The following is a 25,682-nucleotide window of genomic DNA, read 5'->3' as shown; positions in this document are numbered from 1 at the left end:
GAAAATGCCAGCCTTCTGACGCCTCAAGTCAGGTAGAATGCGCGCCCAGTTTTTGGAGAAGCTCATGACCCTGCTCAAATTCAGCGATGTGTCCCTTGCTTTCGGCTCTATGCCGTTGTTGGACAAGGTGTCCTGGCAGATCGCCCGTGGTGAGCGGGTGTGCATCATCGGCCGCAACGGCACAGGCAAGTCCAGCATGATGAAGCTGGTCAAGGGCGATCAGAAGCCCGATGACGGCTCCGTCTGGCGCGCACCTGGCCTCAAGATCGGCGAATTGCCGCAAGAATTGCCGGTGGCCGACGAGCGGACCGTGTTCGACGTGGTCGCCGAAGGCCTGGACGGTGTTGGCGAACTGCTCGCGCAGTACCATCACCTGAGCCAGAACATCGTTACCGATGCCGACCTGGACAAGCTGATGCACGTCCAGCACGACCTCGAAGCCCGTGACGGCTGGCGCTTGCAGCAATTGGTCGACAGCACCCTGAGCCGTCTGCAATTGCCTGCCGACAAGACCCTCGCCGAATTGTCCGGCGGCTGGCGTCGTCGCGTCCTGCTGGCGCAGGCCCTGGTTTCCGAGCCGGACCTGCTGCTACTCGACGAACCAACCAACCACCTGGACATCGGTGCGATTGCCTGGCTTGAAGAAGCCCTGAAGGATTTCCAGGGCGCCGTGCTGTTCATCACGCACGACCGTTCATTCCTGCAGAACCTTGCCACCCGCATCCTCGAACTGGATCGCGGCGGGCTGATCGACTGGAACGGCGACTACGCCAGCTTCCTGGTGCACAAGGAAGCCACGCTGGCGGCCGAAGAGACCGCCAACGCGCTGTTCGACAAAAAGCTGGCCCAGGAAGAAGTCTGGATCCGCCAGGGCATCAAGGCCCGTCGCACCCGTAACGAAGGCCGCGTGCGTGCCCTCAAGGCCCTGCGTGTTGAGCGCAGCGAGCGTCGTGAGCGTACCGGCAAGGCGAACATCCAGCTGGACACCGCTGACAAATCCGGCAAGCAGGTGATGGTCCTCGAGAACGTGAGTTTTGCTCACCCGGGTGGCCCGTTCCTGATCAAGGATTTCTCGATGGTCCTGACGCGCGGCGACCGTATCGGCCTGCTCGGCGCCAACGGTACCGGCAAGACCACCTTGCTCAAGCTGATGCTCAACGGTCTGCAACCGACCAGCGGCAAAGTGGAAGAGGGTACGCGCATCGACGTGGCCTACTTTGACCAGTTGCGTCACCAGTTGGACCTGGAAAAGACGGTGATCGACAACGTCGCCGAAGGTCGCGATTTCATCGATATCGACGGTCAGAGCCGCCACGTGCTGAGCTACCTCGGCGACTTCCTGTTCAGCCCGCAGCGTGCCCGCACGCCGGTCAAGGCGCTGTCCGGGGGCGAGCGTGCCCGTCTGTTGCTGGCCAAGTTGTTCAGCAAACCAGCCAACCTGCTGGTGCTCGACGAACCGACCAACGACCTGGACGTGGAAACCCTCGAACTGCTGGAAGAGGTCCTGCTGACCTTCAATGGCACCGTGCTGATGGTCAGTCACGACCGGGCATTCCTCGACAACGTGGTGACCAGCACCCTGGTCTTCGAAGGTGAAGGCAAGGTGCGTGAATATGTTGGCGGATACCAGGACTGGCTGCGCCAGGGTGGCTCGCCACGTCTGCTGGGCGTGACCGAGAGCAAATCCGGCAAGGCTGACCTGAACTCGGCCGTGGTCGCTGCGGCGCCTGCGGCAGCGGCAGCGGCAGCGGTGGAAGCTCCAGCGGCCAAGAAGAAGCTCAGCTACAAGTTGCAGCGTGAGCTCGAAGCCCTGCCGGGGCAGATCGAAGCCATGGAGCAGCAGATCGCGGCAGTTGAAGCGCAAATGGCCGACGCCAGTTTCTATCAGCGTCCCGCTGCCGAGACAGCGGCCGTGATTGCCCAGCTGGAGCAGTTGCAGGCTGAGCTGGAAGTCATGGTCGAGCGTTGGGCCGAGCTGGATGCCTGAGTGATCCTGCGATAAAAAAGCCCGGCGCTCAGTGATGAGTGCCGGGCTTTTTGTATGCAGCAGGATCGAAGCGCTCCTCTGTAGGGGCGGGCGCCCGCTTGCGGCTTGCTCGCGAAGGACGTAAGGACGCCGCGCTGAATCAGGCTTGACGCGTCATCGTTGACGACCATCGCGAGCAAGCTCGCTCCTACAGGGGGCGTGTCAGCTTTTGACCAGGCGTACCGCCAGCACATCGCACGGCGCGCCGTGCAGTACGTCGTTGGCGGTGGAACCCAGTAGCAATGCCAGGCCGTGGCGACCATGGCTGCCAACCACGATCAGGTCGCACGCCTGTTCCTTGGCGAAATGGTGGATTTCCTGGCGCGGCTGGCCGTAGGTCAGGTGGCTGCAGTCCTTGGTCAGTTCCGGATACTTGAGGATCAGGCGCTCGAGGCGTTCCTTGGCCTGGTCGAACTGCTGTTGTTGCAGTTGCGACAGGTCCATCGGCACGTCACCACCAAAGGCCATGGCCATTGGTTCGACGATGTGCACCAGGGACAGTTTGGCGCTGTTGCCCACTGCCAGCTCGCGAGCGCGGTGAATCACCGGATCGCATTCTTCGGTTAGATCGACGGCGACCAGAATATGGTGGTAGGGCATGGGGTGCACCTCCTGAGGATTGCGATAAGGGTAAGTATGGCTGGTTTCAAGCGTATTGGTTTCGACAGAGATCAATGCGCCCATCAAGAATCGGGAGTACAGATATGACGGTCTGGATAGTGGTGTCAATCCTTGCGGTAATGCTCAGCCCCCTGGCATGGCTCGCGCCGTCGCGTCGCCAGGGCGGCAGGATGGCCTTGCGCATGGAGGCGCGACGCATCGGCCTGGCCATGCAACTGGCGCCGCAGGAGTGGCCGCACTGGCTGCAACCGGAGCCCCCTAGCCCGTGCGCGCAGTACCATCGGCCGCGCCGGGGTACTCGGCCGGCGTGCTGGAGCTACTGGCAGAAAACTCCTGGGCAGTGGGTCAATCAGTGGCAGGAGCCCTGCGAGGATCCGGCCTTGCTGATTCATTTCGAAAAGTTGCCAGGCAACGTGTACAAGGTCGAGGCGGACAAGCAGATGATCACCTTGTATTGGGGTGAGAAGGGCGAATCCCAGGTACTGCAGCAGATCGATGCCACCCTCAAGGCGCTCGCCTGAGCACGGCGCGTTTAATGATCGGCAATAAAAAGCCCGACAATCAGCATCGGGCTGGAGTTGGCCAGGCAGGCCGGAAATTTTCTGTCGTACTGATCCTGCGCTCGGTTTCCCTCCCGGCGCGCTGATTTTTCCTCTATCGCCCCTGCCAGCGTAGCTGCTAAAGCAACGCCTGCCGCAGATTAGGGCGACGATTCTAAATATTGATTCTATGAATGACAGTACATGCAGCCGCGTGTTGCTGGTCTTCGTGGTACGGAAATGACCGCAAAGTCGCGTTTAAACCAACGTTTTGGGCGATTGACAATTGTCGGAAATTCCGTGAAGGTGGCGTACCCAAATCAAACGGGCGTATGAATTGAGCGTTTGTATGTCAGAACGCTCCTACAGAATCCCGACTATCGCGTTGGCGGGTGTGCCTGGTGGAATGGCGTTAGCATCGACAGTAGCGTCTATGCCCAGCCAGGACATCAGCGTCCGACGTGTACTGTTCAGCTTCCATATCGTGGAGATCAGTTGATGATTTACGAAGGTAAAGCCATCACGGTTAAGGCTCTTGAAAGTGGCATCGTCGAACTGAAGTTCGACCTCAAGGGTGAGTCCGTCAACAAGTTCAACCGTCTAACCCTGAACGAACTGCGTCAGGCCGTGGACGCCATCAAGGCAGATGCGTCGGTCAAGGGCGTGATCGTCAGCAGCGGTAAAGACGTGTTCATCGTCGGCGCCGACATCACTGAGTTCGTCGACAACTTCAAGCTGCCGGATGCCGAGCTGGTTGCTGGCAACCTCGAAGCCAACAAGATTTTCAGCGATTTCGAAGACCTCAACGTGCCAACCGTCGCCGCGATCAATGGCATCGCGCTGGGTGGCGGCCTGGAAATGTGCCTGGCGGCGGATTACCGCGTCATGTCCACCAAGGCCAAGATCGGTCTGCCGGAAGTCAAGCTGGGCATCTACCCGGGCTTCGGCGGTACCGTGCGCCTGCCGCGCATCATCGGTGCCGACAACGCCATCGAGTGGATTGCCGCCGGCAAGGAAAACCGTCCTGAAGACGCACTGAAAGTCGGTGCGGTGGATGCGGTGGTTGAAGCCGACAAACTGCAGGAAGCTGCGCTGGAACTGATCAAGCGCGCCATTTCCGGCGAGTTCGACTACAAGGCCAAGCGTCAGCCGAAGCTGGAAAAGCTCAAGCTCAACGCCATTGAGCAAATGATGGCGTTCGAAACCGCCAAGGGTTTTGTCGCCGGTCAAGCGGGCCCGAACTACCCGGCGCCGGTTGAAGCGATCAAGACCATCCAGAAGGCCGCGAACTTCGGTCGCGACAAGGCCCTGGAAATCGAAGCTGCCGGTTTCGTCAAACTGGCCAAGACCTCTGCTGCGCAGAGCTTGATCGGTCTGTTCCTGAACGATCAGGAGCTGAAGAAAAAGGCCAAGGCCTACGACGAAATCGCCAAGGACGTGAAGCAGGCTGCCGTATTGGGCGCCGGTATCATGGGTGGCGGTATCGCGTATCAGTCGGCGTCCAAAGGCACGCCGATCCTGATGAAAGACATCAATGAGCACGGTATCGAGCAGGGCCTGGCAGAAGCCGCCAAGCTGCTGGTGGGCCGCGTTGATAAAGGTCGCATGACCGCCGCGAAAATGGCTGAAGTGCTCAACGGTATTCGTCCTACCTTGTCCTACGGCGACTTCGGTCACGTCGATCTGGTGGTTGAAGCCGTGGTCGAGAACCCGAAGGTCAAGCAAGCCGTGCTGGCTGAAGTCGAAGACCAGGTCAAAGAGGACACCATCCTCGCGTCCAACACCTCGACCATTTCCATCAGCCTGCTGGCCAAGGCCCTCAAGCGTCCGGAAAACTTCGTCGGCATGCACTTCTTCAACCCGGTGCACATGATGCCGCTGGTGGAAGTGATCCGTGGCGAGAAGTCCAGCGAGCTGGCGGTGGCCACCACCGTTGCCTACGCCAAGAAAATGGGCAAGAACCCGATCGTGGTCAACGACTGCCCGGGCTTCTTGGTCAACCGCGTGCTGTTCCCGTACTTCGGCGGTTTCGCCAAGCTGGTCAGCGCCGGTGTGGACTTCGTGCGCATCGACAAGATCATGGAAAAATTCGGCTGGCCGATGGGCCCGGCGTACCTGATGGACGTGGTCGGCATCGACACCGGTCACCACGGTCGTGATGTGATGGCTGAAGGCTTCCCGGACCGCATGAAAGACGACCGTCGTTCGGCCGTTGACGTGCTCTACGAAGCCAAGCGCCTGGGCCAGAAGAACGGCAAGGGCTTCTACGCCTACGAGACCGACAAGCGCGGCAAGCAGAAGAAAGTGGCCGACCCGTCGGTACTGGAAGTGCTCAAGCCAATCGTTTACGAGCAGCGCGAAGTCACTGACGAAGACATCATCAACTGGATGATGATCCCGCTGTGCCTGGAAACCGTGCGTTGCCTGGAAGACGGCATTGTCGAGACTGCTGCCGAAGCCGACATGGGTCTGGTCTACGGTATTGGTTTCCCTCCATTCCGTGGCGGCGCACTGCGCTACATCGATTCGCTCGGTGTTGCCGAGTTCGTTGCCCTGGCTGACCAGTACGCTGATTTGGGCGCGCTGTACCACCCGACCGCAAAACTGCGTGAGATGGCCAAGACTGGCCAGCGGTTCTTCGGTTAAGCGTCCAACTTTTGAGCGAGAGTGAAATTTTATGAGCTTGAATCCTAGAGACGTCGTGATTGTCGACTTCGGTCGTACTCCGATGGGCCGCTCCAAGGGCGGCATGCACCGCAACACCCGCGCTGAAGACATGTCGGCGCACCTGATCAGCAAACTGCTGGAACGCAACGTCAAGGTCGATCCGAGCGAAGTCGAGGACGTGATCTGGGGCTGCGTCAACCAGACCCTGGAGCAGGGCTGGAACATCGCCCGCATGGCGTCCCTGATGACGCAGATCCCGCACACAGCTGCCGGCCAGACCGTCAGCCGCCTGTGTGGCTCGTCGATGAGTGCGCTGCACACTGCCGCGCAAGCAATCATGACCGGCAACGGTGACGTATTTGTCGTCGGCGGCGTCGAGCATATGGGTCACGTGAGCATGATGCACGGTGTCGATCCGAACCCGCACATGTCGCTGTACGCGGCGAAAGCCTCGGGCATGATGGGCCTGACCGCGGAAATGCTGGGCAAGATGCACGGCATTACCCGTGAGCAGCAGGATGCCTTCGGCGTGCGCTCCCACCAACTCGCCCACAAGGCGACCGTGGAAGGCAAGTTCAAGGACGAAATCATCCCGATGCAGGGCTACGACGAGAACGGTTTCCTGAAACTGTTCGACTACGACGAAACCATTCGTCCGGAAACCACCCTGGAAAGCCTGGCGGCTCTGAAGCCAGCGTTCAATCCAAAGGGCGGCACCGTGACCGCCGGTACTTCGTCGCAGATCACCGATGGTGCTTCGTGCATGATCGTGATGTCGGCGCAGCGTGCCCAGGACCTGGGTATCCAGCCAATGGCGGTGATCCGTTCGATGGCAGTGGCGGGTGTGGATCCGGCGATCATGGGCTATGGTCCAGTACCGGCGACACAAAAAGCACTGAAGCGCGCGGGTCTGAGCATCTCCGACATCGACTTCTTCGAACTCAACGAAGCTTTCGCTGCACAGGCCCTGCCGGTGCTGAAAGATTTGAAAGTGCTCGACAAGATGAACGAGAAGGTTAACCTGCACGGCGGCGCGATCGCCCTGGGTCACCCATTCGGTTGTTCCGGTGCACGTATCTCCGGCACCCTGCTCAATGTCATGAAGCAGAATGGCGGCACCTTCGGTGTATCGACCATGTGCATTGGCCTCGGCCAGGGCATTGCCACCGTCTTCGAACGCGTTTAAGCGTTGCGTTGACGGAAGCCGGGGCCAAGTGCCCCGGTTTTTGTTTTTCTGAAGATTTTTTTGTTTTTTATTTCGACGTATTTGAACGAGGCCCAGAGCATGCCGATCCAACCCGGGCTCTACCAGCATTACAAAGGTCCGCAGTACCGTGTTTTCAACGTTGCACGGCACTCCGAAACCGAAGAAGAAGTGGTCTTCTACCAAGCCCTGTATGGCGATTACGGCTTTTGGGTGCGCCCTTTGAGCATGTTCCTGGAGTCGGTCGAAGTTGACGGCGAGCAGGTCCCGCGCTTTGCTTTGGTGCAGGCCGAACCCAGCCTTTTTTCCCGGCCATAAGCGCAAGTCGCGCAGAACCCTGCGCTTGACCTCACCTTGTTGCCACTATATATAGCGGTGCCGCGTCAGGCGCCAACCGCCTTTCACTTCTCGAATTCAGGAATTTTCTGATCCATGGGCAAATCGCTGGTCATTGTGGAATCCCCGGCTAAGGCCAAGACCATCAACAAGTATCTGGGCAACCAATACGTGGTGAAGTCGAGTATCGGCCATATCCGAGACCTGCCCACCAGCGGTTCGGCTAGCGCCAGCAAAGAGCCAGCCGCCAAGCGCGGCAAGGCCGCTGCTGGTGAAGTGCCGGCGCTGTCGCCTAAGGAAAAAGCGCGCAAGCAACTGGTTGCGCGCATGGGTGTCGATCCGGACCACGGCTGGAAAGCCAAGTACGAGATCCTCCCGGGCAAGGAAAAGGTCATCGAAGAACTGCGTCGGCTCGCCAAGGACGCCGACACCATCTATCTCGCAACGGACTTGGACCGCGAAGGGGAAGCCATTGCCTGGCACCTGCGCGAAGCCATCGGTGGGGATGACAGCCGCTACAAGCGCGTGGTGTTCAACGAAATCACCAAGAAGGCGATCCAGGAAGCCTTCTCCCAGCCAGGCGAGCTGGATATCGACCGGGTCAACGCCCAGCAAGCACGGCGCTTCCTCGACCGCGTAGTGGGCTACATGGTCTCGCCGCTGCTGTGGTCGAAGATCGCCCGTGGCCTGTCGGCCGGCCGTGTCCAGTCGGTTGCCGTGAAGCTGGTGGTGGAGCGTGAGCGCGAGATTCGTGCGTTCAACCCCGAAGAGTACTGGGAAGTCCACGCTGACCTCGGCACCGCCAAGGGCGCCAACGTGCGTTTTGAAGTGGCCCGTGAAAACGGTGAAGCCTTCAAGCCGCTCAACGAAGCCCAGGCCATGGCGGCCCTGGAAAAGCTCAAGTCGTCCAGCTACACCATTGCCAAGCGTGAAGACAAGCCGACCAGCAGCAAGCCGTCGGCCCCGTTCATCACCTCCACCCTGCAGCAGGCCGCCAGTAACCGCCTGGGCTTCGGTGTGAAGAAAACCATGATGATGGCCCAGCGTCTGTACGAAGCCGGCTACATCACTTATATGCGTACCGACTCGACCAACCTCTCGGCCGATGCCGTGGCGATGGCGCGCACTTATATCGAAGGCGAGTTCGGCGGCAAGTACCTGCCGGAAACTCCGAATGTCTACAGCAGCAAGGAAGGCGCCCAGGAGGCTCACGAAGCGATTCGTCCTTCCGACGTGAATACCGATCCAAGCAAGCTGTCGGGCATGGAACGTGATGCTGAGCGTCTCTACGAGCTGATCTGGCGCCAATTCGTCGCCTGCCAGATGCTGCCGGCCAAATACCTGTCGACCACCGTCAGCGTCGCTGCCAGTGGCTTCGAGCTGCGTGCCAAGGGCCGTATCCTGAAGTTCGACGGCTATACCCGCGTGATGCCGCAAATGGCCAAGCCGGGCGACGATGATGTGCTGCCGGACATGGCCCAGGGCGATGTGCTGAAGCTGATCAAGCTTGATCCCAGCCAGCACTTCACCAAGCCGCCGGCGCGCTACTCGGAAGCGAGCCTGGTCAAGGAAATGGAAAAACGCGGTATCGGTCGTCCGTCGACCTATGCGGCAATCATTTCGACCATCCAGGACCGTGGCTACGTCGCGCTGCACAACCGTCGTTTCTATTCGGAAAAAATGGGTGACATCGTCACCGAGCGTCTGTCCGAGAGCTTCTCCAACCTCATGGACTACGGCTTTACCGCCGGCATGGAAGAGAACCTCGATGACGTCGCCCAGGGCGAGCGTGACTGGAAAAGCGTGCTGGACGAGTTCTACGGCGACTTCAAGAAGAAGCTCGAAGTGGCCGAGAGTCCGGAGCACGGCATGCGGGCCAACCAGCCGGTAATGACCGATATCCCGTGCGTGACCTGCGGTCGCCCGATGCAGATCCGTACCGCGTCGACCGGCGTGTTCCTCGGATGCTCGGGCTACAGCCTGCCGCCGAAAGAACGCTGCAAGGCCACCGTCAACCTGGTGCCGGGCGATGAAATCGCCGCGGACGACGAGGGCGAGTCGGAGTCCCTGGTGCTGCGTGGCAAGCACCGTTGCCCGATCTGCAGCACCGCGATGGATGCTTACCTGCTGGATGAGAAGCGCAAGCTGCACATCTGCGGGAACAACCCCGATTGCGATGGCTACGAGATCGAGCAGGGCAGCTACCGGATCAAGGGCTACGAAGGCCCTAGCCTGGAATGCGATAAGTGTGGCAGCGAAATGCAGCTCAAGACCGGCCGTTTCGGCAAGTTCTTCGGTTGCACCAACGCCACCTGCAAGAACACCCGCAAACTGCTGAAAAGCGGTGACGCAGCGCCGCCGAAGATGGACCCGGTGAAGATGCCCGAGCTCAAGTGCGAGAAGGTCAACGACACCTACATCCTGCGCGACGGTGCTTCCGGCCTGTTCCTGGCGGCCAGCCAGTTCCCGAAAAACCGCGAGACCCGTGCCCCGCTGGTGATCGAGATCGTGCCCCACAAGGACGAGATCGATCCCAAGTACCACTTCCTTTGTGAAGCGCCGAAGAAGGATCCGGATGGCCTGCCAGCCGTGATTCGCTACAGCCGCAAGACCAAGGAGCAGTACGTGCAGACTGAAGTCGAGGGCAAGCCTACCGGTTGGAAGGCCTTCTACGACGGCGGCAAATGGGTGGTTGAAGACAAGCGCGTAGCCAAGTAAGCCGGCAGCGCGTTACAAGCAGGCCGCATGCCTACCCTCGGGTGAGCATGCGGCCTTTGTTTTGGGCTTGCGGATGCCTTGTCTGATCCGTGACACTGTCAGGCCAGCATTACGCGTCCTATTTCGTTGTGGAGACTGCCGTCATGGCCTTTGAGCTCTATACCCGCACCAACCAGAAAATCTACTTCGCCGGCTTGTCGCTAGAGGCCCTGGCCCGAGCGGAAGACGGGCGGGCGATGAATTCCCCGGCGCTGATCCAGGCCGGGCGCGAGTCAGCGCTGTTTCACTTGTACGGCGCGTTGCTGGGGCTGTGCCATGAGATCGCCGGGTTCTACCGCCTGCCGCAGGCCAATGCACCTCGGGCGGAGCTCTTGCTGACCCCTGAGGTGCTCGAGACCCTGGCCATCCCAGAGCTGGCGGAAATGGTCGAGCTGGCCCGCAATCGTGAAACCTGGCTGGCCAAGCTGTTGGCGGCCCACACCGCGCTTTTTCAGCCGCCTCGTGCACCGCACAAGCCCAAGGGCGACGTGACGCAACCGCTGATCGTGGCGGTGAGTCTCGATGAGGAGCCTGAAGAGGAGCTGAGCAGGGAAGAACTGGAAAGCTGGCGCCAGAACCTCAAGAGCCTGGCACTGCGTTTCCGTGAAGGCTTGAACGAGTGCTGAAACATCCGGCAGGAAGCTGAGCAGCAAGGGTCAGGGATGATCTCAAACAAGGGTTTCGGTTACATGCTGTCGGTCAAGATCCTGAGCGAAGCATCACCGATGCCTATATAATCCCCGCCTTTCGTGGAGAACAGACCTTTATGCCAACGTCCTTTCTAGAAATTGTCGAACTGCCAGACGGCCGAATTGAACTGCGCAGGGCTGAGGACGAGGGTTCCCTAGTGACGCTGGACTTCTCGGAAGATGCCAAGGCGTTCCTGCAAGGCCAGCACGTTGAAGTCGCCAAGGCGATGTTGAGCGTGGGTGTGCAGATGGCTGGGCGCCTGGTTGAAGGCGATTTTGAAAAGGAAGAGGGGCCGCGGATTCTGCATTGATTCCGTCTGTCGGCTTTTTTCGTAAGTATCCTTACAGATCTTCGTTACAGATTGGCTTCTCTGCCCTGGAGAAGCCCTGCGTCTAACGCGTGCGCCCTGGCTGCTACTTAGCCCAATCGAATATTCAGACTTTGTGCATCGCCGATACGTGCGGCGCCGATCAACTGTTGCCGCGCGCTGCTGTTCAGCGGGTTCAGCCAGCTGACAACGGTGTGGCTGCGGCCCAGGCGCAGGGCTTCGCAGGCCAGTTGCTGGGCGCTTTGCGTGCCGCGTGGGTGGAGCAGGAGAATGCGCTCGCGGTTCAGGCCTGCATCGCGCAGCCAGGCTTGGGTCAGGCTGGCTGGAGGGGCGATAAGGGTCAGCCAGCGGGCGTCCTGGTCCTGGCTCAACTCCCTGAGGATCGGCGCCAGGAGGCTCAGGCAGTTCCCGGCCGCACCACGTAGAGACAGCTCGCTGAATGCTTCAGGTTCGGCGCTCCAGGGCGCCTCGACCACGTCTTTGAGGATCGGCGCCAGTGGCTGGGCCATGAACGCTTCGAACAACGGCAGTTGGGCGGGCTGTGGTGTGTGTGGGAACTGCATAACGCCTCCTTTATCGGCGAATGACGCCGACACTCAAGCCTTCGATCACCAGGTCCTGATCTTTCAGGTTCACTTCGATCGGGGCGAACTCGGGGTTTTCGGCCATCAGCCAGACCTTGCTGCCATCACGCTTGAAGCGTTTGACGGTGACTTCATCGCCAATGCGTGCGACGACAATCTGGCCGTTGCGGGCCTCGCGAGTGGTGTGGACGGCCAGCAGGTCGCCGTCGAGTATCCCGACGTCCTTCATGCTCATGCCGTGTACGCGCAACAGGTAGTCGGCGCGCGGATGAAAGAAGGCCGGGTTGATGTTGCAGGATTCTTCGATGTGCTGCTGGGCGAGGATTGGTGCACCGGCGGCGACCCGGCCAATGATCGGCAGAGTGGATTCGTCGGCCTTGGCCTCGAAACCAGGAATACGAATGCCGCGCGATGCGCCGGGGGTCATTTCGATAGCGCCCTTGCGGGCAAGGGCCTTGAGGTGTTCTTCCGCCGCATTGGGCGATTTGAAGCCGAGTTCCAAGGCGATTTCCGCGCGGGTTGGCGGATAACCGTTGTCTTCGAGGCAACGTTTGATAAAAGCCAGAATCTCAGCTTGGCGTGGCGTCAGTTTTAGCATCTCGATCGCTCTGTCTTTTTATACAGTGACTGGGATTATATACAGTGGAATGATCTTGGCAATCCTCCTTTTTGCGGTGACCGCCGGACGGTCGGCCGGCAGTTCGCTGCTGCCGGTGTTGTAGGACTGGCTACAGCCAGCAGCTTGTATGGTTAAATAGCTGACTGAGCATTCCCAAAACGGACGGGCAGACTTGACAATACACAGGCTGAAACGTATGTTTCAAACAAGTGTTTGTCAGGCGGAGTAGCCATGGCCCAGTCGGAAACCGTAGAACGCATTCTCGATGCTGCCGAGCAGTTGTTCGCGGAAAAAGGTTTTGCCGAAACTTCATTGCGGTTGATCACCAGCAAGGCCGGGGTCAACCTGGCTGCGGTGAACTATCATTTCGGCTCCAAGAAGGCCTTGATCCAGGCAGTCTTCTCGCGTTTTCTCGGGCCGTTCTGCACCAGCCTCGATCGTGAGCTGGAGCGGCGTTCCGCCAAGCCGGACAACAAGCCGAGCCTGGAAGAACTGCTGGAAATCCTCGTCGAACAAGCCCTGGTGGTCCAGCCACGCAGCGGCAATGACCTGTCGATCTTCATGCGCTTGCTCGGCCTGGCCTTCAGCCAGAGCCAGGGGCACTTGCGGCGTTACCTGGAAGATATGTACGGCAAGGTGTTCCGCCGCTACATGACGCTGGTCAACGAAGCCGCCCCGCGTATTCCGCCTATCGAGCTGTTCTGGCGGGTGCACTTCATGCTGGGGGCCGCGGCGTTCAGCATGTCCGGGATCAAGGCCCTGCGTGCGATCGCCGAGACCGATTTCGGCGTCAATACCTCGATCGAACAGGTGATGCGCCTGATGGTGCCGTTCCTGGCCGCAGGTATGCGCGCCGAAACCGGCGTCACCGACGCCAGCATGGCTGCCGCGCAACTGCGCCCACGCAGCAAGTCGGTACCGGCCGCCGCCAGGGTTTAGCCGCGTATGGCTGGGCGCGGCAGCGGACATCCGCTAAGCTAGCCGCCCATGCCGACTGCCGTTTCAACCCTGTCCCCTGTTTCCCCGACCGCGCTCATTTTGCCGGGCATCGCCTGTGGCGCCGAAGCTGCGTGGCTGCGTTGGGCTCGGGACTTTCAAGACGCGCCGCGCGCGCATTTCCAGATCAAGGAATTTTTATGACTGCTGGCCTGCAAGGCTCGTTGATGGTGGACGTCGCCGGTACCTGGCTGACGGCTGAAGATCGCCAACTGTTGCGTCAGCCCGAGGTGGGTGGCCTGATCATTTTTGCCCGCAATATCGAGCATCCACGCCAGGTGCGCGAGTTGAGCGCGTCGATCCGCGCCGTGCGTCCCGACCTGTTGCTGGCAGTGGATCAGGAGGGTGGTCGGGTGCAGCGTCTGCGCCAGGGTTTTGTCCGGCTACCAGCGATGCGGGCGATTGCCGATAACCCCAACGCCGAGTACCTGGCCGAGCAGTGTGGCTGGATCATGGCTACCGAAGTGCTGGCCGTGGGCCTGGACCTGAGCTTTGCCCCGGTGCTGGACCTGGACTATCAGCGCAGTGCGGTGGTCGGCACGCGCTCCTTCGAGGGTGATCCCGAGCGCGCGGCGTTGCTCGCCGGCGCGTTCATGCGTGGCATGAACCAGGCTGGCATGGCCGCCACCGGCAAGCACTTCCCGGGACATGGCTGGGCCGAGGCGGATTCCCACGTGGCGATCCCTAATGATGAGCGCAGCCTGGAGCAGATCCGCGCCCACGACCTGGTGCCGTTCGCCCGCTTGAGCAAACAGCTGGCGGCGGTGATGCCGGCCCACGTCATTTACCCGCAGGTCGATTCGCAACCCGCAGGTTTCTCGCGGCGCTGGCTGCAAGACATCCTGCGTGGCGAGTTGCAGTTTGATGGGGTGATTTTCAGTGACGACCTGTCAATGGCTGGAGCTCACGTGGTGGGAGATGCCGCCAGTCGCATCGAGGCGGCGCTGACTGCCGGTTGCGACATGGGCCTGGTATGCAATGACCGGGCAGCAGCCGAGCTGGCACTGACCGCGGCGCAACGCTTGAAGGTCAAGCCGTCTGCGCGTATCGCGCGGATGCGCGGCCAGGCGTTCGCCAGCACCGACTATCGCCAGGACCCGCGCTGGTTGGCGGCGTTGGGTGCGCTCAGGGATGCGCAGTTGATCGATTGAGGGCTTGGTTGCGCTTACCGAGTTGAACCCATCGCGGGCACCCGCTTGCGGCTTGCTCGCGATGGCGATCTGTCAGGCTCTGCTAGACCTTCGACTTGTCCGGCAGCGGCGCAAACAGGGCGTCAATGTCGTCGCTCTGCAGCTTCCAGTCACCCGTGGTGCGGCCATCCAGCACGCCGGCGGCGAGGTCGGATTTTTCCTTTTGCAGATGCTGGATTTTCTCCTCGACCGTGCCACGGGCGATCATCTTGTAGACGAACACGGGTTTTTCCTGACCGATCCGGTACGCGCGATCCGTTGCCTGGTTTTCGGTAGCCGGGTTCCACCATGGGTCGTAGTGAATCACGGTGTCGGCTTCCGTCAGGTTCAGGCCCACGCCACCGGCCTTGAGGCTGATCAGGAAGATCTGATGCTTGCCGCTCTGAAAATCCTTCACCGGGCTGCGCCGATCCCGAGTCTGCCCGGTCAGCAGCGCGTAGGCGATACCGCGTTTTTCCAACTCCTGCTCGATCAGCGAGAGCATTGAGGTGAACTGGGAAAACAGCAGGATCTTGCGCCCCTCCTCGAACAGCTCCTCAAGCATCTCCATCAGGCTGTCCAGCTTGCCCGAAGTGCTGCCGCGGGTGGGTAGGGCGGCGTCATTGACCAGGCGTAGATCGCAGCACACCTGGCGCAACTTGAGCAGCGCCTCGAGAATGATGATCTGGCTGCGGGCCACGCCTTTGCGGGTGATTTCGTCGCGGACTTTCTTGTCCATCGCCAGGCGCATGGTTTCATAAACGTCGCGCTGGGCCTCGTTGAGGTCGACCCAGTGGATGATTTCGGTTTTTGGCGGCAGCTCGGTGGCCACCTGTTCCTTGGTGCGACGCAGCAGGAAGGGTTTGATCCGGCCATTGAGGTGCTGCAGGCGGACGTCGCTGGCGCGCTTTTCAATTGGCACGCGGTAGTCGCGGTTGAAGCTTTTGACATCCCCCAGCCAACCGGGCAGCAGGAAGTGGAACAGTGACCACAGTTCGCCCAGGTGGTTTTCCAGGGGCGTACCACTGAGGCACAGGCGCTGCCGGGCAGTCAGCTCGCGGGCCGCTTGCGCCGCCTTGCTGGTGGGGTTCTTGATGTATTGCGCTTCGTCGAGCACCAGGATGTGCAGGGGGTGCTGGGCCAGGCGCTCGACATCCTTGGGCAGCAGCGCATAAGTGGTGAGGATCAGGTCGTAGTCGGCCAGGTGATCGAAGTGTTTTTTGCGCGCGGCGCCATACAGTGCCAGGACCTTGAGCTGGGGCGCGAAGTGCGCGGCTTCGTCGAGCCAGTTGGGAATCAGGCTGGTGGGCATCACCACCATGCACGGCCGGTCGAGGCGCCCGGCGTTTTTCTCGGTCAGTACGTGGGCCAGAGTCTGTAGGGTCTTGCCCAGTCCCATGTCGTCCGCCAGGATCCCGCCGACTTCCAGTTGCCGCAGCGATTGCATCCAGCTCAGGCCTTCCAACTGATAGGGGCGCAGCGTCGCGTTGAGACCGGCCGGGGGCTCGGCGCTGTAGTCCTTGATGTCTCGCAGGCGCTGGGCGAAGGAGCGGATGTGCTCGCCGCCTTCCCATAGCAGTGGCAGGTCTTCCAGTGGATTGAGGCGCGTGGCGTCGGCGCTGCTCAGGCGCAGGCTGGTTTCGCTGGGCTCTTGCAGATAGAACTCGCCCAGGGTCGCCAGTACCGGCTTCAAGCGGCCGAACGGCAGGGCCACTTGGAGCGGGCCCTGCTCGGAGTTGGGGCGGTGGGGAATGTTCACCAGGATCAGCTCGTCGTCACGGCGCCGGGCCAGGCGTTCCGGGTTGAGGATTTCGGTATGCGAGCGCATCAGGTTCAGCAGGATCGGCAGCAGGCTCAGGCGCTCGCCGTTGACGATGATCCCTAGCTCGAGGTCGAACCAGTCGCGCTCCGGCGCCTCATCGACCGTGGCGTACCAGTCGTCGACGGTGGTCAGGTCGAAACCGAAGTCCTCGTCGATCTCCAGCTCCCAGCCTTGGCTGCGCAGCTTGGGCAGCTCATTGAGGGTGAAGGTCAGCCAGGCGCTGTCATTGACCATCTCATAGAGTTCGCCGGCACTTTCCGGCAGGGCCTTGCTTTGCCGGGTCGCGACCTTGAAGCCGAGGATACGCAACTGCTCGCGGTAGAGCTTTTCCACTTCCGGCTGGCGTTTGATGCGCAGGGTCTGGTGTTCCTGGCGGATCAGCACGTCGTTGTTTTTCTGCCCGCTGACGTACTCGTCCAGGTAGCTGAATGAGAGTGCCGCGCGGTGCTGGATGTAGCGCTGCATCTTGCCATTGCGTGGCTCGAAGGCGCTGAACTCGACGCTGGCCAGCCACAGGCGTGGCAGTGGTTGCACATTGTCCAGCACCTGCTGTGGCAACGGCGCGGGCGCGCGGTTCTCCAATACGGCCTGGAGTTTTTCCAGGAGCAGGGCGTCCTTGGCGGCGGCCGGGTACTCCAGGGTGTCCTGGACTTTGAGCAGCACCGCGGCGCAGTGCTTGCAGTTGACCCGTACCGGGCAACTGCAGGTGGCTTCCACCAGCAGCAAGGTGCTTTTGGCTGATTCGCGCAGGGTGATGGTCTGGCGGTAGACATTGCCGCCAGAGCCTTCGCAACTGGCGGTGAGGGTGCTGTCGCCGGCTTCGACGATCCTGACGCGGTTCTCCAGGGCGTAGCGACGGCCGCGCTCCAGGCTCTGTTCCTTGAATCGACTGACCCAGGAAGGGGCCAGGGGTTTGCTCAGGCTCGGGGACATAGGGACTTCAATCAGTCCGGTACGACATCAGGCGCTTGTTGCGGGGCCGGTGCCGTCAGCGAGGTGATCTTGATCAGCAGGCCCAGGTGGCCGTTGTCGAGAAAGTTCAGTTGGCCATTTTTGGTGTGGCTTTCCTGTTGCAGGCGTTCGCTGGCGCTGACCAGTCCATCGCTGCTGAACTGATTGACCCAGAAGCTGGCGTTGACGTCGGTAAACCGACCCAGCTTGAGATCCAGCGTGCCCTCGATCGGGAAGTGCCCGTATTGCTCTTCGCCGTCGCTGATCGCCACTTTGCTCGAGGTCTCGCCGAGGTTCTGCTGCCAGGTTTTATGCAGCAGCACGCTGTAGTCGGCACTGGTGCCGAGTTTTTCCACTTCGGCGTTGAGGGCCGGAGTGCGTAGGCTGTCGGCGCTGATCGACTGTGCCCCGGCGGCCCAGTCCTCCGGCGCGGCGCGGCTGGCCACGGCGGGTACGGCGTTCTGGCGCACCAGGATCATTTCTACCTGGTACAGGCTGTCGGCAAATGCCGTCGGGGCGACCAGCGTGAGCAACAGGGTCAGTGAGCGAAACAGGCGCATGTGGCGTCCTTCAAGCAGTTTTCGGGATGAGGCGCTCAAGCAGCGCCTCTACGGTGTTGAAGCGCTCTTCCGGGCGCTCCATCGGCACCTGGAACTTGAACATCGTGGCGCCTTCGAATTTGTAGCGTTTGGGCTGGCTCTGGATCAGCTTGATCAGGGTCAGGGGGTCGACCGGCGTTTGCGAGTCGAACTCGATACGGCCACCCTGGGGGCCGCCATCGATCTTCTTGATCCCCAGTTGTTCGGCCTGCAGTTTCAGCGCGGTGATGCGCACCAGGTTCTTGGTCGGCTCCGGGAGCAGGCCGAAGCGGTCGATCATCTCCACTTGCAGGTCCTTGAGGCCTTCCTCGTCGGTTGCCGAGGCAATACGTTTGTACAGGATCAGGCGCGCGTGCACGTCCGGCAGGTAGTCCTCGGGGATCAGGGCCGGTACCCGCAGGTTGACCTCCGGACCGCCACCCAAGGGCTGGTCGAGGTTCGGTTGCTCGCCCTTGCGGATCGACTTCACGGCCCGTTCGAGCATTTCCATGTACAGGGTGAAGCCGACGGCCTGGATCTGCCCGCTCTGGCCGTCGCCCAGCAGTTCGCCGGCGCCACGGATTTCCAGGTCGTTGGTGGCCAGCACAAAACCGGCGCCGAGGTCCTGGGTATTGGCGATGGCTTCCAGGCGTTTTTCCGCGTCCGTGGTGATTTGCTGGCGCGGCGGTGTCAGCAGGTAGGCGTAAGCCTGGTGGTGACTACGTCCGACGCGGCCGCGCAATTGGTGCAGTTGCGCCAGGCCGAACTTGTCGGCCCGCTCGATGATGATGGTGTTGGCGCTCGGCACGTCGATGCCGGTCTCGATGATGGTCGAGGCAATCAGCACGTTGAAGCGCTTGTGGTAGAAGTCGCTCATCACCTGTTCGAGTTCGCGTTCACGCATCTGCCCGTGGCCGATGCCGATCCGTGCTTCCGGCACCAGTTCGGCGAGGTCGGCGGCGCATTTCTCGATGGTCTTCACATCGTTGTGCAGGTAGTAGACCTGGCCGCCGCGCAGCAGCTCGCGGAGCAAGGCTTCTTTGACCGTGCTCTTGTTCTGCTCCATGACGAAGGTGCGTACCGACAGGCGTCGCGCCGGTGGCGTGGCGATGATCGACAGGTCGCGCATGCCCGACACTGCCATGTTCAGCGTGCGTGGAATCGGCGTGGCGGTCAGGGTCAGGATGTCGACTTCGCTGCGCAGGGCCTTGAGTTGTTCTTTCTGTCGTACGCCAAAGCGGTGCTCTTCGTCGATGATCACCAGCCCGAGGTTTTTGATCTTGACGTCGTCCTGCAGCAGCTTGTGGGTGCCGATGACGATGTCGATCTTGCCCTCGGCCAGGTCGGCCACTGCGGCATTGACCTCCTTGGTCGACTTGAAGCGGCTCATCACCTCAACGGTCACCGGCCAGTCGGCGAAGCGATCGCGAAAGCTGTTGTAGTGCTGCTGGGCGAGGAGGGTGGTCGGCACCAGGATCGCCACCTGGCGACCACCGTGCACGGCGATGAAGGCTGCGCGCATCGCCACTTCGGTCTTGCCGAAGCCGACATCGCCGCAGACCAGGCGATCCATCGGCTTGGGGGCGAGCATGTCGGCGCGCACGGCGTCGATGGTGGTTTGCTGGTCCGGGGTTTCTTCGAACGGGAAGCCGGCGCTGAAGGTTGCGTAGTCGGCTTTCGGGTCGGCGAACGCATAACCTTCGCGGGCGGCGCGACGGGCATAGATGTCGAGCAGCTCGGCGGCGACGTCGCGCACCTGTTCGGCGGCTTTGCGCTTGGCTTTCTGCCAGGTTTCGGAGCCCAGGCGATGCAACGGGGCCAGGGCGTCGTCGCTGCCGGTGTAGCGGGCGATCAGGTGCAGGTTGGCCACCGGCACATACAACTTGGCGCCCTCGGCGTATTCAAGGGTAAGGAATTCGGCGGCCTGGTTTTCGATCTCCAGGGTTGCCAGGCCCAGGTAGCGGCCGACCCCGTGGTCGATGTGCACCACCGGCGCGCCTTCACGCAGCTCGGTGAGGTTCTTGATCACCGCGTCGTTGTTGCCGTCGGCGCGTTTCTCCCGGCGCCGACGCTGCATCACGCGCTGACCGAACAGCGGGCTTTCGGCAATCAGGGCCAGGGCCGGGTCGTCCAGTAACAGGCCTTCGTCGAGTGGGGCGATGGTGATCGCCAAGCGTTCTTTGCCAGCGACGAAGTCCGGCCAACTGTCGACGGTTTTCGGCCGCAGCTTCAGGCGTTCCAGCAACTCCAGCAGCACCTCGCGGCGCCCCGCCGATTCAGCGGTGAACAGCACGCGGCCGGGGAACTGGTCGAGGAAGCCGGCCAGGGCTTCCAGTGGCTGGTTGGCTTTGGCTTCGATCGCCAGGTTAGGCAGCGCCTGGGCCGGGAAGCGCTCGCGGCCGACCCCGGTTTCGACATCCTGTTGGCTGGCCACCACGCGCGGCCAGTTTTTCAGGCGGGCAAAACAGTCTTCCACCGGCAGGAACAGTTCGGCAGGCGGCAATAAAGGTCGCGCAGGATCGACGCGGCGCTCTTCGTAGCGATTGCGCACGTCGTTCCAGAAATTCTCCGCAGCCTGTTCGATGCCCGGCAGGGAGAACACCTGGGTGTCCTGCGGCAGGTAGTCGAACAGGGTCGAGGTTTCGTCGAAGAACAGCGGCAGGTAGTACTCGATACCGGCCGGGGTGATCCCGCTGCTCAGGTCCTGGAAGATCGGGCAGCGCCGGAAGTCGACATCGAAGCGTTCACGAAAGCGGGCCTTGAAGCGCGTGACTGCATCTTTCTGCAGCGGAAACTCGCGGGCCGGCAGCAGCTTGACCGATTCGACCTTGTCGATGGAGCGCTGGTTTTCCGGATCGAAGGTGCGCAGGGTCTCGATTTCGTCATCGAACAGATCGATGCGATAGGGCAGTTTGCTGCCCATCGGGAACAGGTCGATGAGCGAGCCGCGCACAGTGAATTCGCCATGTTCGTACACTGTGTCGACGTAGCGGTAGCCGGTGGCTTCCAGGCGGGTGCGCATTTGCTCGACGTCGAGCTTCTGGCCGATATCCAGCACCAGGCTGCTGCCCAGCAGGAACTTGGTCGGCGCCAGGCGATGCAGGGCGGTGGTGATCGGCACCACCAGCACGCCATGGCTCAGCTCGGGCAGGCGATAGAGGCTGGCGATGCGCTGGGAAATGATGTCCTGGTGCGGGGAAAACAGATCGTAGGGCAGGGTTTCCCAGTCAGGGAAATGCAGCACCGGCAAATCCGGGGCGAAGAAACTCAGCTCCTGTTCCAGCCTCTCAGCGCTTTGGCTGTCGGCGGTCAGTAGCAGGGTAAAGCGCTTGGCAGCGCTGGCGGCCTCGGCAATGGCCAGGCTCAGGGCGGCACCGGGCAGGTTGCCCCAGTGCTGTTTACCTGCCGCGGCAGGGAGAAGCGGTAGACGCAGAACGGGCACGGAAGGTTGAGCTCCAAGCGTTGCGACAAAGTCGGTAATTGTAACGGTCCCGGGTGCCGCCTGTCAGTTGCAGACTGTGTCTATTACGCAGGTTGGGCGAAATGTAGTGGTAATCACAAAATCCAGCGCTTTTTTAGTGATTATGTAGTGACAAAAGTAGCGAGTGTTACGGAGGGTTACAGACAAGACAGCGCTGTCTATGAAAAATGGGGTGTGCTGCAGGCCACGGTTTTACTGGGCTTCAGCGGGGTCGATGTTTTTTCAGGGGGAAATTGTTACTGTCTGCACGACAAGCGCGCATTGCTACGGGAGGGAGTCGGCGGCATAATGTAGCCCCTTTTTTCTGCCCCTACATGTGGAAGGTTACCGTGACTCAGAAGCCCGACCAGTGTCTTGGTGAATGGATCGACCGTGAAGCACTCGCAGAAGCGATGATTCCGCTGATCGGCCAGCTCTACCGCAATAACAACGTGGTGAGCTCGATCTATGGCCGCAGTCTGATCAACCAGTCTGTCATCGCGATTCTCAAAGCTCACCGCTTTGCTCGCCACCGTTCTTCCGACGACAGCGAACTCTCCGTCCACGAAACATTCCCACTGCTTAAAGCCATGAGCGAGCTCAAGCTCGGCGCGGCTTCGGTAGACCTGGGCAAGTTGGCGTTCAAATTCCGCAACGAAGGCAATGGCCGCAGCGCCGAGCAGTTCGTACGTGAAGAAATGGCTGACGTGGTTGGCCAGCAAAACGCTTCGGCCCGCAAAGGCACCGACGTTGTCCTGTACGGCTTCGGTCGCATCGGCCGTCTGCTGGCCCGCATCCTGATCGAAAAAACCGGTGGTGGCGACGGCCTGCGTCTGCGCGCCATCGTGGTGCGCAAAGGCGCCGAAAACGATCTGGTGAAACGCGCCAGCCTGCTGCGTCGCGATTCGGTCCATGGTTCGTTCAACGGCACCATTACCATCGACGAAGAAAACAACACCATCACCGCCAACGGTAACCTGATCCAGGTTATCTACGCCAAGAACCCAACTGAGGTGGACTACACCCAGTACGGCATCAAAGACGCGCTGCTGGTGGACAACACCGGTGTATGGCGTGACGCCGATGGCCTGGGTCAGCACTTGGCGTGCCCGGGTATCGACCGCGTGGTCCTGACCGCGCCGGGCAAAGGCAAGCTGAAGAACATCGTTCACGGCATCAACCACGGTGAAATCACCGCTGACGACAAGATCGTGTCCGCCGCTTCCTGCACCACCAACGCCATCGTGCCGGTGCTCAAGGCAGTGAACGACAAGTTCGGCATCATCAACGGTCACGTTGAAACCGTTCACTCGTACACCAACGACCAGAACCTGATCGACAACTTCCACAAAGGCGATCGCCGTGGTCGTAGCGCTGCGTTGAACATGGTTATCACCGAGACCGGTGCTGCTACCGCCGCTGCCAAGGCCCTGCCTGAGCTGGCTGGCAAGCTGACCGGCAACGCGATCCGTGTACCGACGCCAAACGTGTCGATGGCCATTCTCAACCTGAACCTTGAGAAAGCCGCTACCCGTGAAGAGATGAACGAGTACCTGCGCTACATGGCGCTGCACTCCGATCTGCACAAGCAAATCGACTACGTCAACTCGCAGGAAGTGGTGTCCACTGACTTCGTTGGCTCGCGCCACGCCGGTGTGGTCGACGCTGAAGCCACCATCACCCAAGACAACCGCGTTGTGCTGTACGTTTGGTACGACAACGAATTCGGTTACAGCTGCCAGGTAGTTCGCGTGATGGAAGACATGGCCGGGGTCAACCCGCCAGCATTCCCGCGCTAAGCCTTAGCTGCAGATAAAAACGCCCCGACAGTGTCGGGGCGTTTTTGTATGTGCGTGAGAGGCAAAATGCTAGGTTGGGCGACTTCCGCCCCCGACAGAATACTGAGGACGACTTTGATGCGCCTGATCCGACTGCCCTGTACCGCCTTGCTTGCACTGGCTTGCGCCGCTTCTTTCGCGCCGCTCACCGTGGCGAGTACCGAGCGCCCGGCGATCGACGGTGTGGTGCAAGAGGCTGCACAAACGCTGATGCAGCAGTACAACATTCCCGGGCTGGCTATTGGGCTGTCCGTAGGCGGCCAGCAGCGCTTCTACAATTTTGGCGTGGCCTCCAGGGACACGCAGCGCAAGGTCGGCAGCGACACGTTGTTCGAGATCGGTTCGATCAGCAAGACCTTCACCGCCACCCTGGCGACCTACGCGCAGGTCAATGGCCAGCTCTCGCTCGCCGACCACCCGGGCAAGTACCTGCCACAACTGGCCGGCAGCCCGTTCGACCAGGTGTCGCTGCTGAACCTGGCGACCCATACCGCAGGCGGCTTCCCGTTGCAGATGCCGGATCAGGTGCAGGACCACCAACAGTTGCTGGAATACTTCAAGACCTGGCAGCCGTCCTATGCGCCAGGTGCCCAGCGCACCTATGCCAATCCGAGTATTGGCGCGTTGGGCATGATTACCGCCATCAGCATGAACGTGCCTTACGCCCAGGCGCTGGAGGGTCAATTGTTTCCCGGGCTGGGCATGACCAACAGCTACATCAACGTACCGCCGGGCAAGCAGGCGCTCTACGCCCAGGGCTACAACAAGCAGGACGCTCCAGTCCGCTTGAACTCCGGGGTGCTGGGTGATGAAGCCTATGGGGTGAAAACCTCTTCTGGCGATCTGCTGCGGTTTGTCGAAGCCAACCTTGGCGTAACCAAGGTCGCGGCAAACTTGCGCACTGCATTGCTGGAAACCCACAAGGGCTATTTCCAGGTGGGCGCCATGACCCAGGACCTGATCTGGGAGCAGTACGACTATCCCGTAGCCCTCCAGACGCTGATCGAGGGTAATGGCGACAAGATGATCTACGACAGTCACGTCGTTAGCGCAATCAACCCGCCCCAGCCACCCAAGGCAGCTGCCTGGATCAACAAGACGGGATCGACGGGCGGGTTCTCGGCTTATGTGGCCTTTGTACCCGAGAAGAAGCTGGGCATTGTGGTGCTGGCGAACAAGAGTTATCCCAATGAAGCGCGGGTGCGCTTGGCGTATCGGATCTTCAGTGAGCTGGAGCGCTGAAGAAGATACGGCAGGGCGCCTTTGCTGTAGGGGCAAGGCTTGCCCGCGATGCCCTCAGCGTCGAATGCCATCGCGAGCGAGCTCGCTCCTACAAGGTAGGGTGTGATTGCGGGAGTTGTGCACATGTTGGGTAGGCAATGGAGCGGCTCGGCCGGATTGCTGCTGTTGATCGCGGCCCTGGCCGGCTGCGGCAGCGGCGACTCCCAGGAAAAATTTGGCGGGCCGACCATGGGTAGCAGTTATTCGATCCAGTACGTTCGCCATGCGGGCCTGCCCGGGCCGGCGCAGGTGCGCCAGCAGGTCGAGGCGATATTGACCGAGGTCGACCAACAGCTGTCGACCTATCGCAGCGACTCCGACATCGAGCGCTTCAACGCGTTGCCGGCCAATAGCTGTCAGCCGATGCCGGCGGCAGTCCTGCAACTGGTCCAGGTCGGAGAGCAGCTTTCCCGCGCCAGCGAGGGGGCCTACGACCTGACGGTTGGGCCGCTGATGAACCTCTGGGGCTTCGGCCCGCAGGCGCGCACCGTGCAGGTCCCCAGTGAGCAAGCGCTGGCGCAGGTGCGGCAGCGGGTCGGCTACCAGCACTTGCGGATCGACGCAGGGCAACTGTGCAAGGACGCCGCGGTGGAGGTCGACTTCGACAGTATTGCTGCCGGCTACACCGTCGACCGGATAGCCGCCGCGTTGGGCAGCCTGGGCATCAGCAACTATCTCGTCGAAGTCACTGGTGAGCTCAAGGCCGCCGGCATAAAGCTCGACGGCAACCCCTGGAAGATAGCCCTGGAAGAACCCCGTGACGACCAGCAGGTGGTGGAACGGATACTGGCGCTGGATGGCTATGGGGTCTCGACCTCGGGTGACTACCGCAACTATTTCGAGCAGGGTGGGCGGCGCTATTCCCATACCTTCGACGCCCGCAGCGGGGCGCCAGTGCTGCATGACCTGGCAGCGGTTACGGTGGTTGCTCCGCAAGCGCTGATGGCCGATGGCTGGTCGACCCTGTTGTTGATCCTCGGGCCGGAGCAGGGCCTTGCATACGCAGAAAAACACGCGATCGCGGCTTTTTTTGTGATGCGCACCGAGCGCGGTTTCGTCACACGTAGCAGTCAGGCGTTTATCCGCCTGAGCGGGGAAAAACCCCAATGAATCGGGCGCCGATCCCAAGCGCGGCTGGCGTTGTAGTGCAGGCAAAACTAGCCTACGACGCGACCAAGGGTTAATGTGCGCGGCGTTGACGCTTCTATAGACTGTT

At 61.1% G+C, this 25,682-nt stretch carries 19 protein-coding genes; 13 read left to right on the top strand and 6 right to left on the bottom strand.

The features are described 5' to 3' along the window. Positions 1–64 precede the first annotated feature (64 nt). The gene (locus tag PspS04_RS18365; RefSeq protein ID WP_159997043.1) at positions 65–1,987 is read left to right on the top strand and encodes an ATP-binding cassette domain-containing protein; all 1,923 of its coding nucleotides are present in this window, start codon (positions 65–67) and stop codon (positions 1,985–1,987) included. A gap of 201 nt (positions 1,988–2,188) precedes the next feature. Here PspS04_RS18365 and PspS04_RS18360 read toward each other — a convergent pair whose 3' ends face one another. After that, complete coding sequence (locus tag PspS04_RS18360) at positions 2,189–2,626, bottom strand: universal stress protein (RefSeq protein ID WP_095165337.1); 438 nt, start codon at positions 2,624–2,626, stop codon at positions 2,189–2,191. A 104-nt stretch (positions 2,627–2,730) separates the two neighbouring features. Between PspS04_RS18360 and PspS04_RS18355 the strand changes: the two genes are divergently transcribed. The 7 genes from PspS04_RS18355 to PspS04_RS18325 all read left to right on the top strand — a co-directional run bounded on the left by PspS04_RS18355 (position 2,731) and on the right by PspS04_RS18325 (position 11,150). Next, positions 2,731–3,168 carry a hypothetical protein gene (locus PspS04_RS18355; RefSeq protein WP_095165335.1) on the top strand — a complete coding sequence of 146 codons (438 nt, stop codon included), beginning with the start codon at positions 2,731–2,733 and terminating at the stop codon, positions 3,166–3,168. A gap of 516 nt (positions 3,169–3,684) precedes the next feature. After that, positions 3,685–5,832, top strand: a complete 2,148-nt coding sequence (gene fadB, locus PspS04_RS18350) for a fatty acid oxidation complex subunit alpha FadB (RefSeq protein ID WP_095165333.1) — start codon at positions 3,685–3,687, stop codon at positions 5,830–5,832. 31 nt (positions 5,833–5,863) lie between these two features. Next, a complete protein-coding gene (gene fadA / locus PspS04_RS18345; RefSeq protein ID WP_095165331.1) occupies positions 5,864–7,039 on the top strand; it encodes an acetyl-CoA C-acyltransferase FadA in 1,176 nt (391 codons plus the stop codon). 99 nt (positions 7,040–7,138) lie between these two features. Continuing rightward, positions 7,139–7,375 carry a DUF1653 domain-containing protein gene (locus tag PspS04_RS18340; protein ID WP_095165329.1) on the top strand — a complete coding sequence of 79 codons (237 nt, stop codon included), beginning with the start codon at positions 7,139–7,141 and terminating at the stop codon, positions 7,373–7,375. Between the two features lie 114 nt (positions 7,376–7,489). After that, a complete protein-coding gene (gene topA / locus PspS04_RS18335) occupies positions 7,490–10,111 on the top strand; it encodes a type I DNA topoisomerase (RefSeq protein WP_095165327.1) in 2,622 nt (873 codons plus the stop codon). 143 nt (positions 10,112–10,254) lie between these two features. Then, on the top strand, positions 10,255–10,776 hold the full coding sequence (locus PspS04_RS18330) for a DUF6586 family protein (protein ID WP_159997041.1): 522 nt from the start codon (positions 10,255–10,257) through the stop codon (positions 10,774–10,776). 140 nt (positions 10,777–10,916) lie between these two features. Then, complete coding sequence (locus tag PspS04_RS18325) at positions 10,917–11,150, top strand: hypothetical protein (protein WP_095165324.1); 234 nt, start codon at positions 10,917–10,919, stop codon at positions 11,148–11,150. 107 nt (positions 11,151–11,257) lie between these two features. Here PspS04_RS18325 and sulA read toward each other — a convergent pair whose 3' ends face one another. Next, positions 11,258–11,731 (bottom strand): SOS-induced cell division inhibitor SulA, encoded by a 474-nt coding sequence (gene sulA, locus PspS04_RS18320; protein WP_159997039.1) that lies wholly within the window; start codon positions 11,729–11,731, stop codon positions 11,258–11,260. 10 nt (positions 11,732–11,741) lie between these two features. After that, on the bottom strand, positions 11,742–12,350 hold the full coding sequence (lexA, locus tag PspS04_RS18315; protein ID WP_095165320.1) for a transcriptional repressor LexA: 609 nt from the start codon (positions 12,348–12,350) through the stop codon (positions 11,742–11,744). Positions 12,351–12,602: 252 nt separating this feature from the next. Between lexA and PspS04_RS18310 the strand changes: the two genes are divergently transcribed. Together PspS04_RS18310 and nagZ are read left to right on the top strand one after the other, a co-directional pair. Then, complete coding sequence (locus tag PspS04_RS18310) at positions 12,603–13,310, top strand: TetR/AcrR family transcriptional regulator (RefSeq protein ID WP_159997037.1); 708 nt, start codon at positions 12,603–12,605, stop codon at positions 13,308–13,310. A gap of 197 nt (positions 13,311–13,507) precedes the next feature. Next, positions 13,508–14,518, top strand: a complete 1,011-nt coding sequence (nagZ, locus tag PspS04_RS18305; protein WP_159997035.1) for a beta-N-acetylhexosaminidase — start codon at positions 13,508–13,510, stop codon at positions 14,516–14,518. A gap of 82 nt (positions 14,519–14,600) precedes the next feature. Here the strand turns inward: nagZ and PspS04_RS18300 are convergent, their stop codons facing one another. The 3 genes from PspS04_RS18300 to mfd are packed head-to-tail and all read right to left on the bottom strand — an operon-like array spanning position 14,601 to position 21,329. Continuing rightward, positions 14,601–17,291 carry a DEAD/DEAH box helicase gene (locus tag PspS04_RS18300; protein ID WP_159997033.1) on the bottom strand — a complete coding sequence of 897 codons (2,691 nt, stop codon included), beginning with the start codon at positions 17,289–17,291 and terminating at the stop codon, positions 14,601–14,603. Positions 17,292–17,302: 11 nt separating this feature from the next. Continuing rightward, positions 17,303–17,869: a CsiV family protein gene (locus PspS04_RS18295; protein WP_095165316.1), complete on the bottom strand. Its 567-nt coding sequence runs from the start codon at positions 17,867–17,869 to the stop codon at positions 17,303–17,305. Between the two features lie 10 nt (positions 17,870–17,879). Further along, entirely contained in the window at positions 17,880–21,329 is a 3,450-nt protein-coding gene (mfd, locus tag PspS04_RS18290) for a transcription-repair coupling factor (RefSeq protein ID WP_095165315.1), read from the bottom strand. A gap of 353 nt (positions 21,330–21,682) precedes the next feature. Between mfd and PspS04_RS18285 the strand changes: the two genes are divergently transcribed. The 3 genes from PspS04_RS18285 (at position 21,683) to PspS04_RS18275 (ending at position 25,576) form a co-directional block, all read left to right on the top strand. Further along, positions 21,683–23,146 (top strand): glyceraldehyde-3-phosphate dehydrogenase, encoded by a 1,464-nt coding sequence (locus tag PspS04_RS18285; protein WP_095165314.1) that lies wholly within the window; start codon positions 21,683–21,685, stop codon positions 23,144–23,146. Positions 23,147–23,263: 117 nt separating this feature from the next. Further along, the gene (gene ampC / locus PspS04_RS18280; protein ID WP_159997031.1) at positions 23,264–24,427 is read left to right on the top strand and encodes a class C beta-lactamase; all 1,164 of its coding nucleotides are present in this window, start codon (positions 23,264–23,266) and stop codon (positions 24,425–24,427) included. Between the two features lie 123 nt (positions 24,428–24,550). Next, positions 24,551–25,576, top strand: a complete 1,026-nt coding sequence (locus tag PspS04_RS18275; protein WP_159997029.1) for an FAD:protein FMN transferase — start codon at positions 24,551–24,553, stop codon at positions 25,574–25,576. The last annotated feature ends 106 nt before the right edge of the window (positions 25,577–25,682 follow it).

It is taken from the genome of Pseudomonas sp. S04, assembly GCF_009834545.1.
Lineage (GTDB): Bacteria > Pseudomonadota > Gammaproteobacteria > Pseudomonadales > Pseudomonadaceae > Aquipseudomonas.
Note: the sequence above shows the minus strand (reverse complement) of the source record. Positions and strands in the feature narration are given on the sequence as shown.

Bases quoted from the DNA above. Each gene is read 5' to 3' on its own strand.
- PspS04_RS18325 (WP_095165324.1), top strand. From the start codon at position 10,917: ATGCCAACGTCCTTTCTAGAAATTGTCGAACTGCCAGACGGCCGAATT.
- lexA (WP_095165320.1), bottom strand. From the start codon at position 12,350: ATGCTAAAACTGACGCCACGCCAAGCTGAGATTCTGGCTTTTATCAAA.
- PspS04_RS18355 (WP_095165335.1), top strand. From the start codon at position 2,731: ATGACGGTCTGGATAGTGGTGTCAATCCTTGCGGTAATGCTCAGCCCC.
- PspS04_RS18285 (WP_095165314.1), top strand. From the start codon at position 21,683: ATGTGGAAGGTTACCGTGACTCAGAAGCCCGACCAGTGTCTTGGTGAA.
- PspS04_RS18300 (WP_159997033.1), bottom strand. From the start codon at position 17,291: ATGTCCCCGAGCCTGAGCAAACCCCTGGCCCCTTCCTGGGTCAGTCGA.
- PspS04_RS18310 (WP_159997037.1), top strand. From the start codon at position 12,603: ATGGCCCAGTCGGAAACCGTAGAACGCATTCTCGATGCTGCCGAGCAG.
- PspS04_RS18295 (WP_095165316.1), bottom strand. From the start codon at position 17,869: ATGCGCCTGTTTCGCTCACTGACCCTGTTGCTCACGCTGGTCGCCCCG.
- PspS04_RS18340 (WP_095165329.1), top strand. From the start codon at position 7,139: ATGCCGATCCAACCCGGGCTCTACCAGCATTACAAAGGTCCGCAGTAC.
- fadA (WP_095165331.1), top strand. From the start codon at position 5,864: ATGAGCTTGAATCCTAGAGACGTCGTGATTGTCGACTTCGGTCGTACT.
- ampC (WP_159997031.1), top strand. From the start codon at position 23,264: ATGCGCCTGATCCGACTGCCCTGTACCGCCTTGCTTGCACTGGCTTGC.
- sulA (WP_159997039.1), bottom strand. From the start codon at position 11,731: ATGCAGTTCCCACACACACCACAGCCCGCCCAACTGCCGTTGTTCGAA.
- topA (WP_095165327.1), top strand. From the start codon at position 7,490: ATGGGCAAATCGCTGGTCATTGTGGAATCCCCGGCTAAGGCCAAGACC.
- PspS04_RS18275 (WP_159997029.1), top strand. From the start codon at position 24,551: ATGTTGGGTAGGCAATGGAGCGGCTCGGCCGGATTGCTGCTGTTGATC.
- fadB (WP_095165333.1), top strand. From the start codon at position 3,685: ATGATTTACGAAGGTAAAGCCATCACGGTTAAGGCTCTTGAAAGTGGC.
- PspS04_RS18330 (WP_159997041.1), top strand. From the start codon at position 10,255: ATGGCCTTTGAGCTCTATACCCGCACCAACCAGAAAATCTACTTCGCC.
- PspS04_RS18360 (WP_095165337.1), bottom strand. From the start codon at position 2,626: ATGCCCTACCACCATATTCTGGTCGCCGTCGATCTAACCGAAGAATGC.
- PspS04_RS18365 (WP_159997043.1), top strand. From the start codon at position 65: ATGACCCTGCTCAAATTCAGCGATGTGTCCCTTGCTTTCGGCTCTATG.
- nagZ (WP_159997035.1), top strand. From the start codon at position 13,508: ATGACTGCTGGCCTGCAAGGCTCGTTGATGGTGGACGTCGCCGGTACC.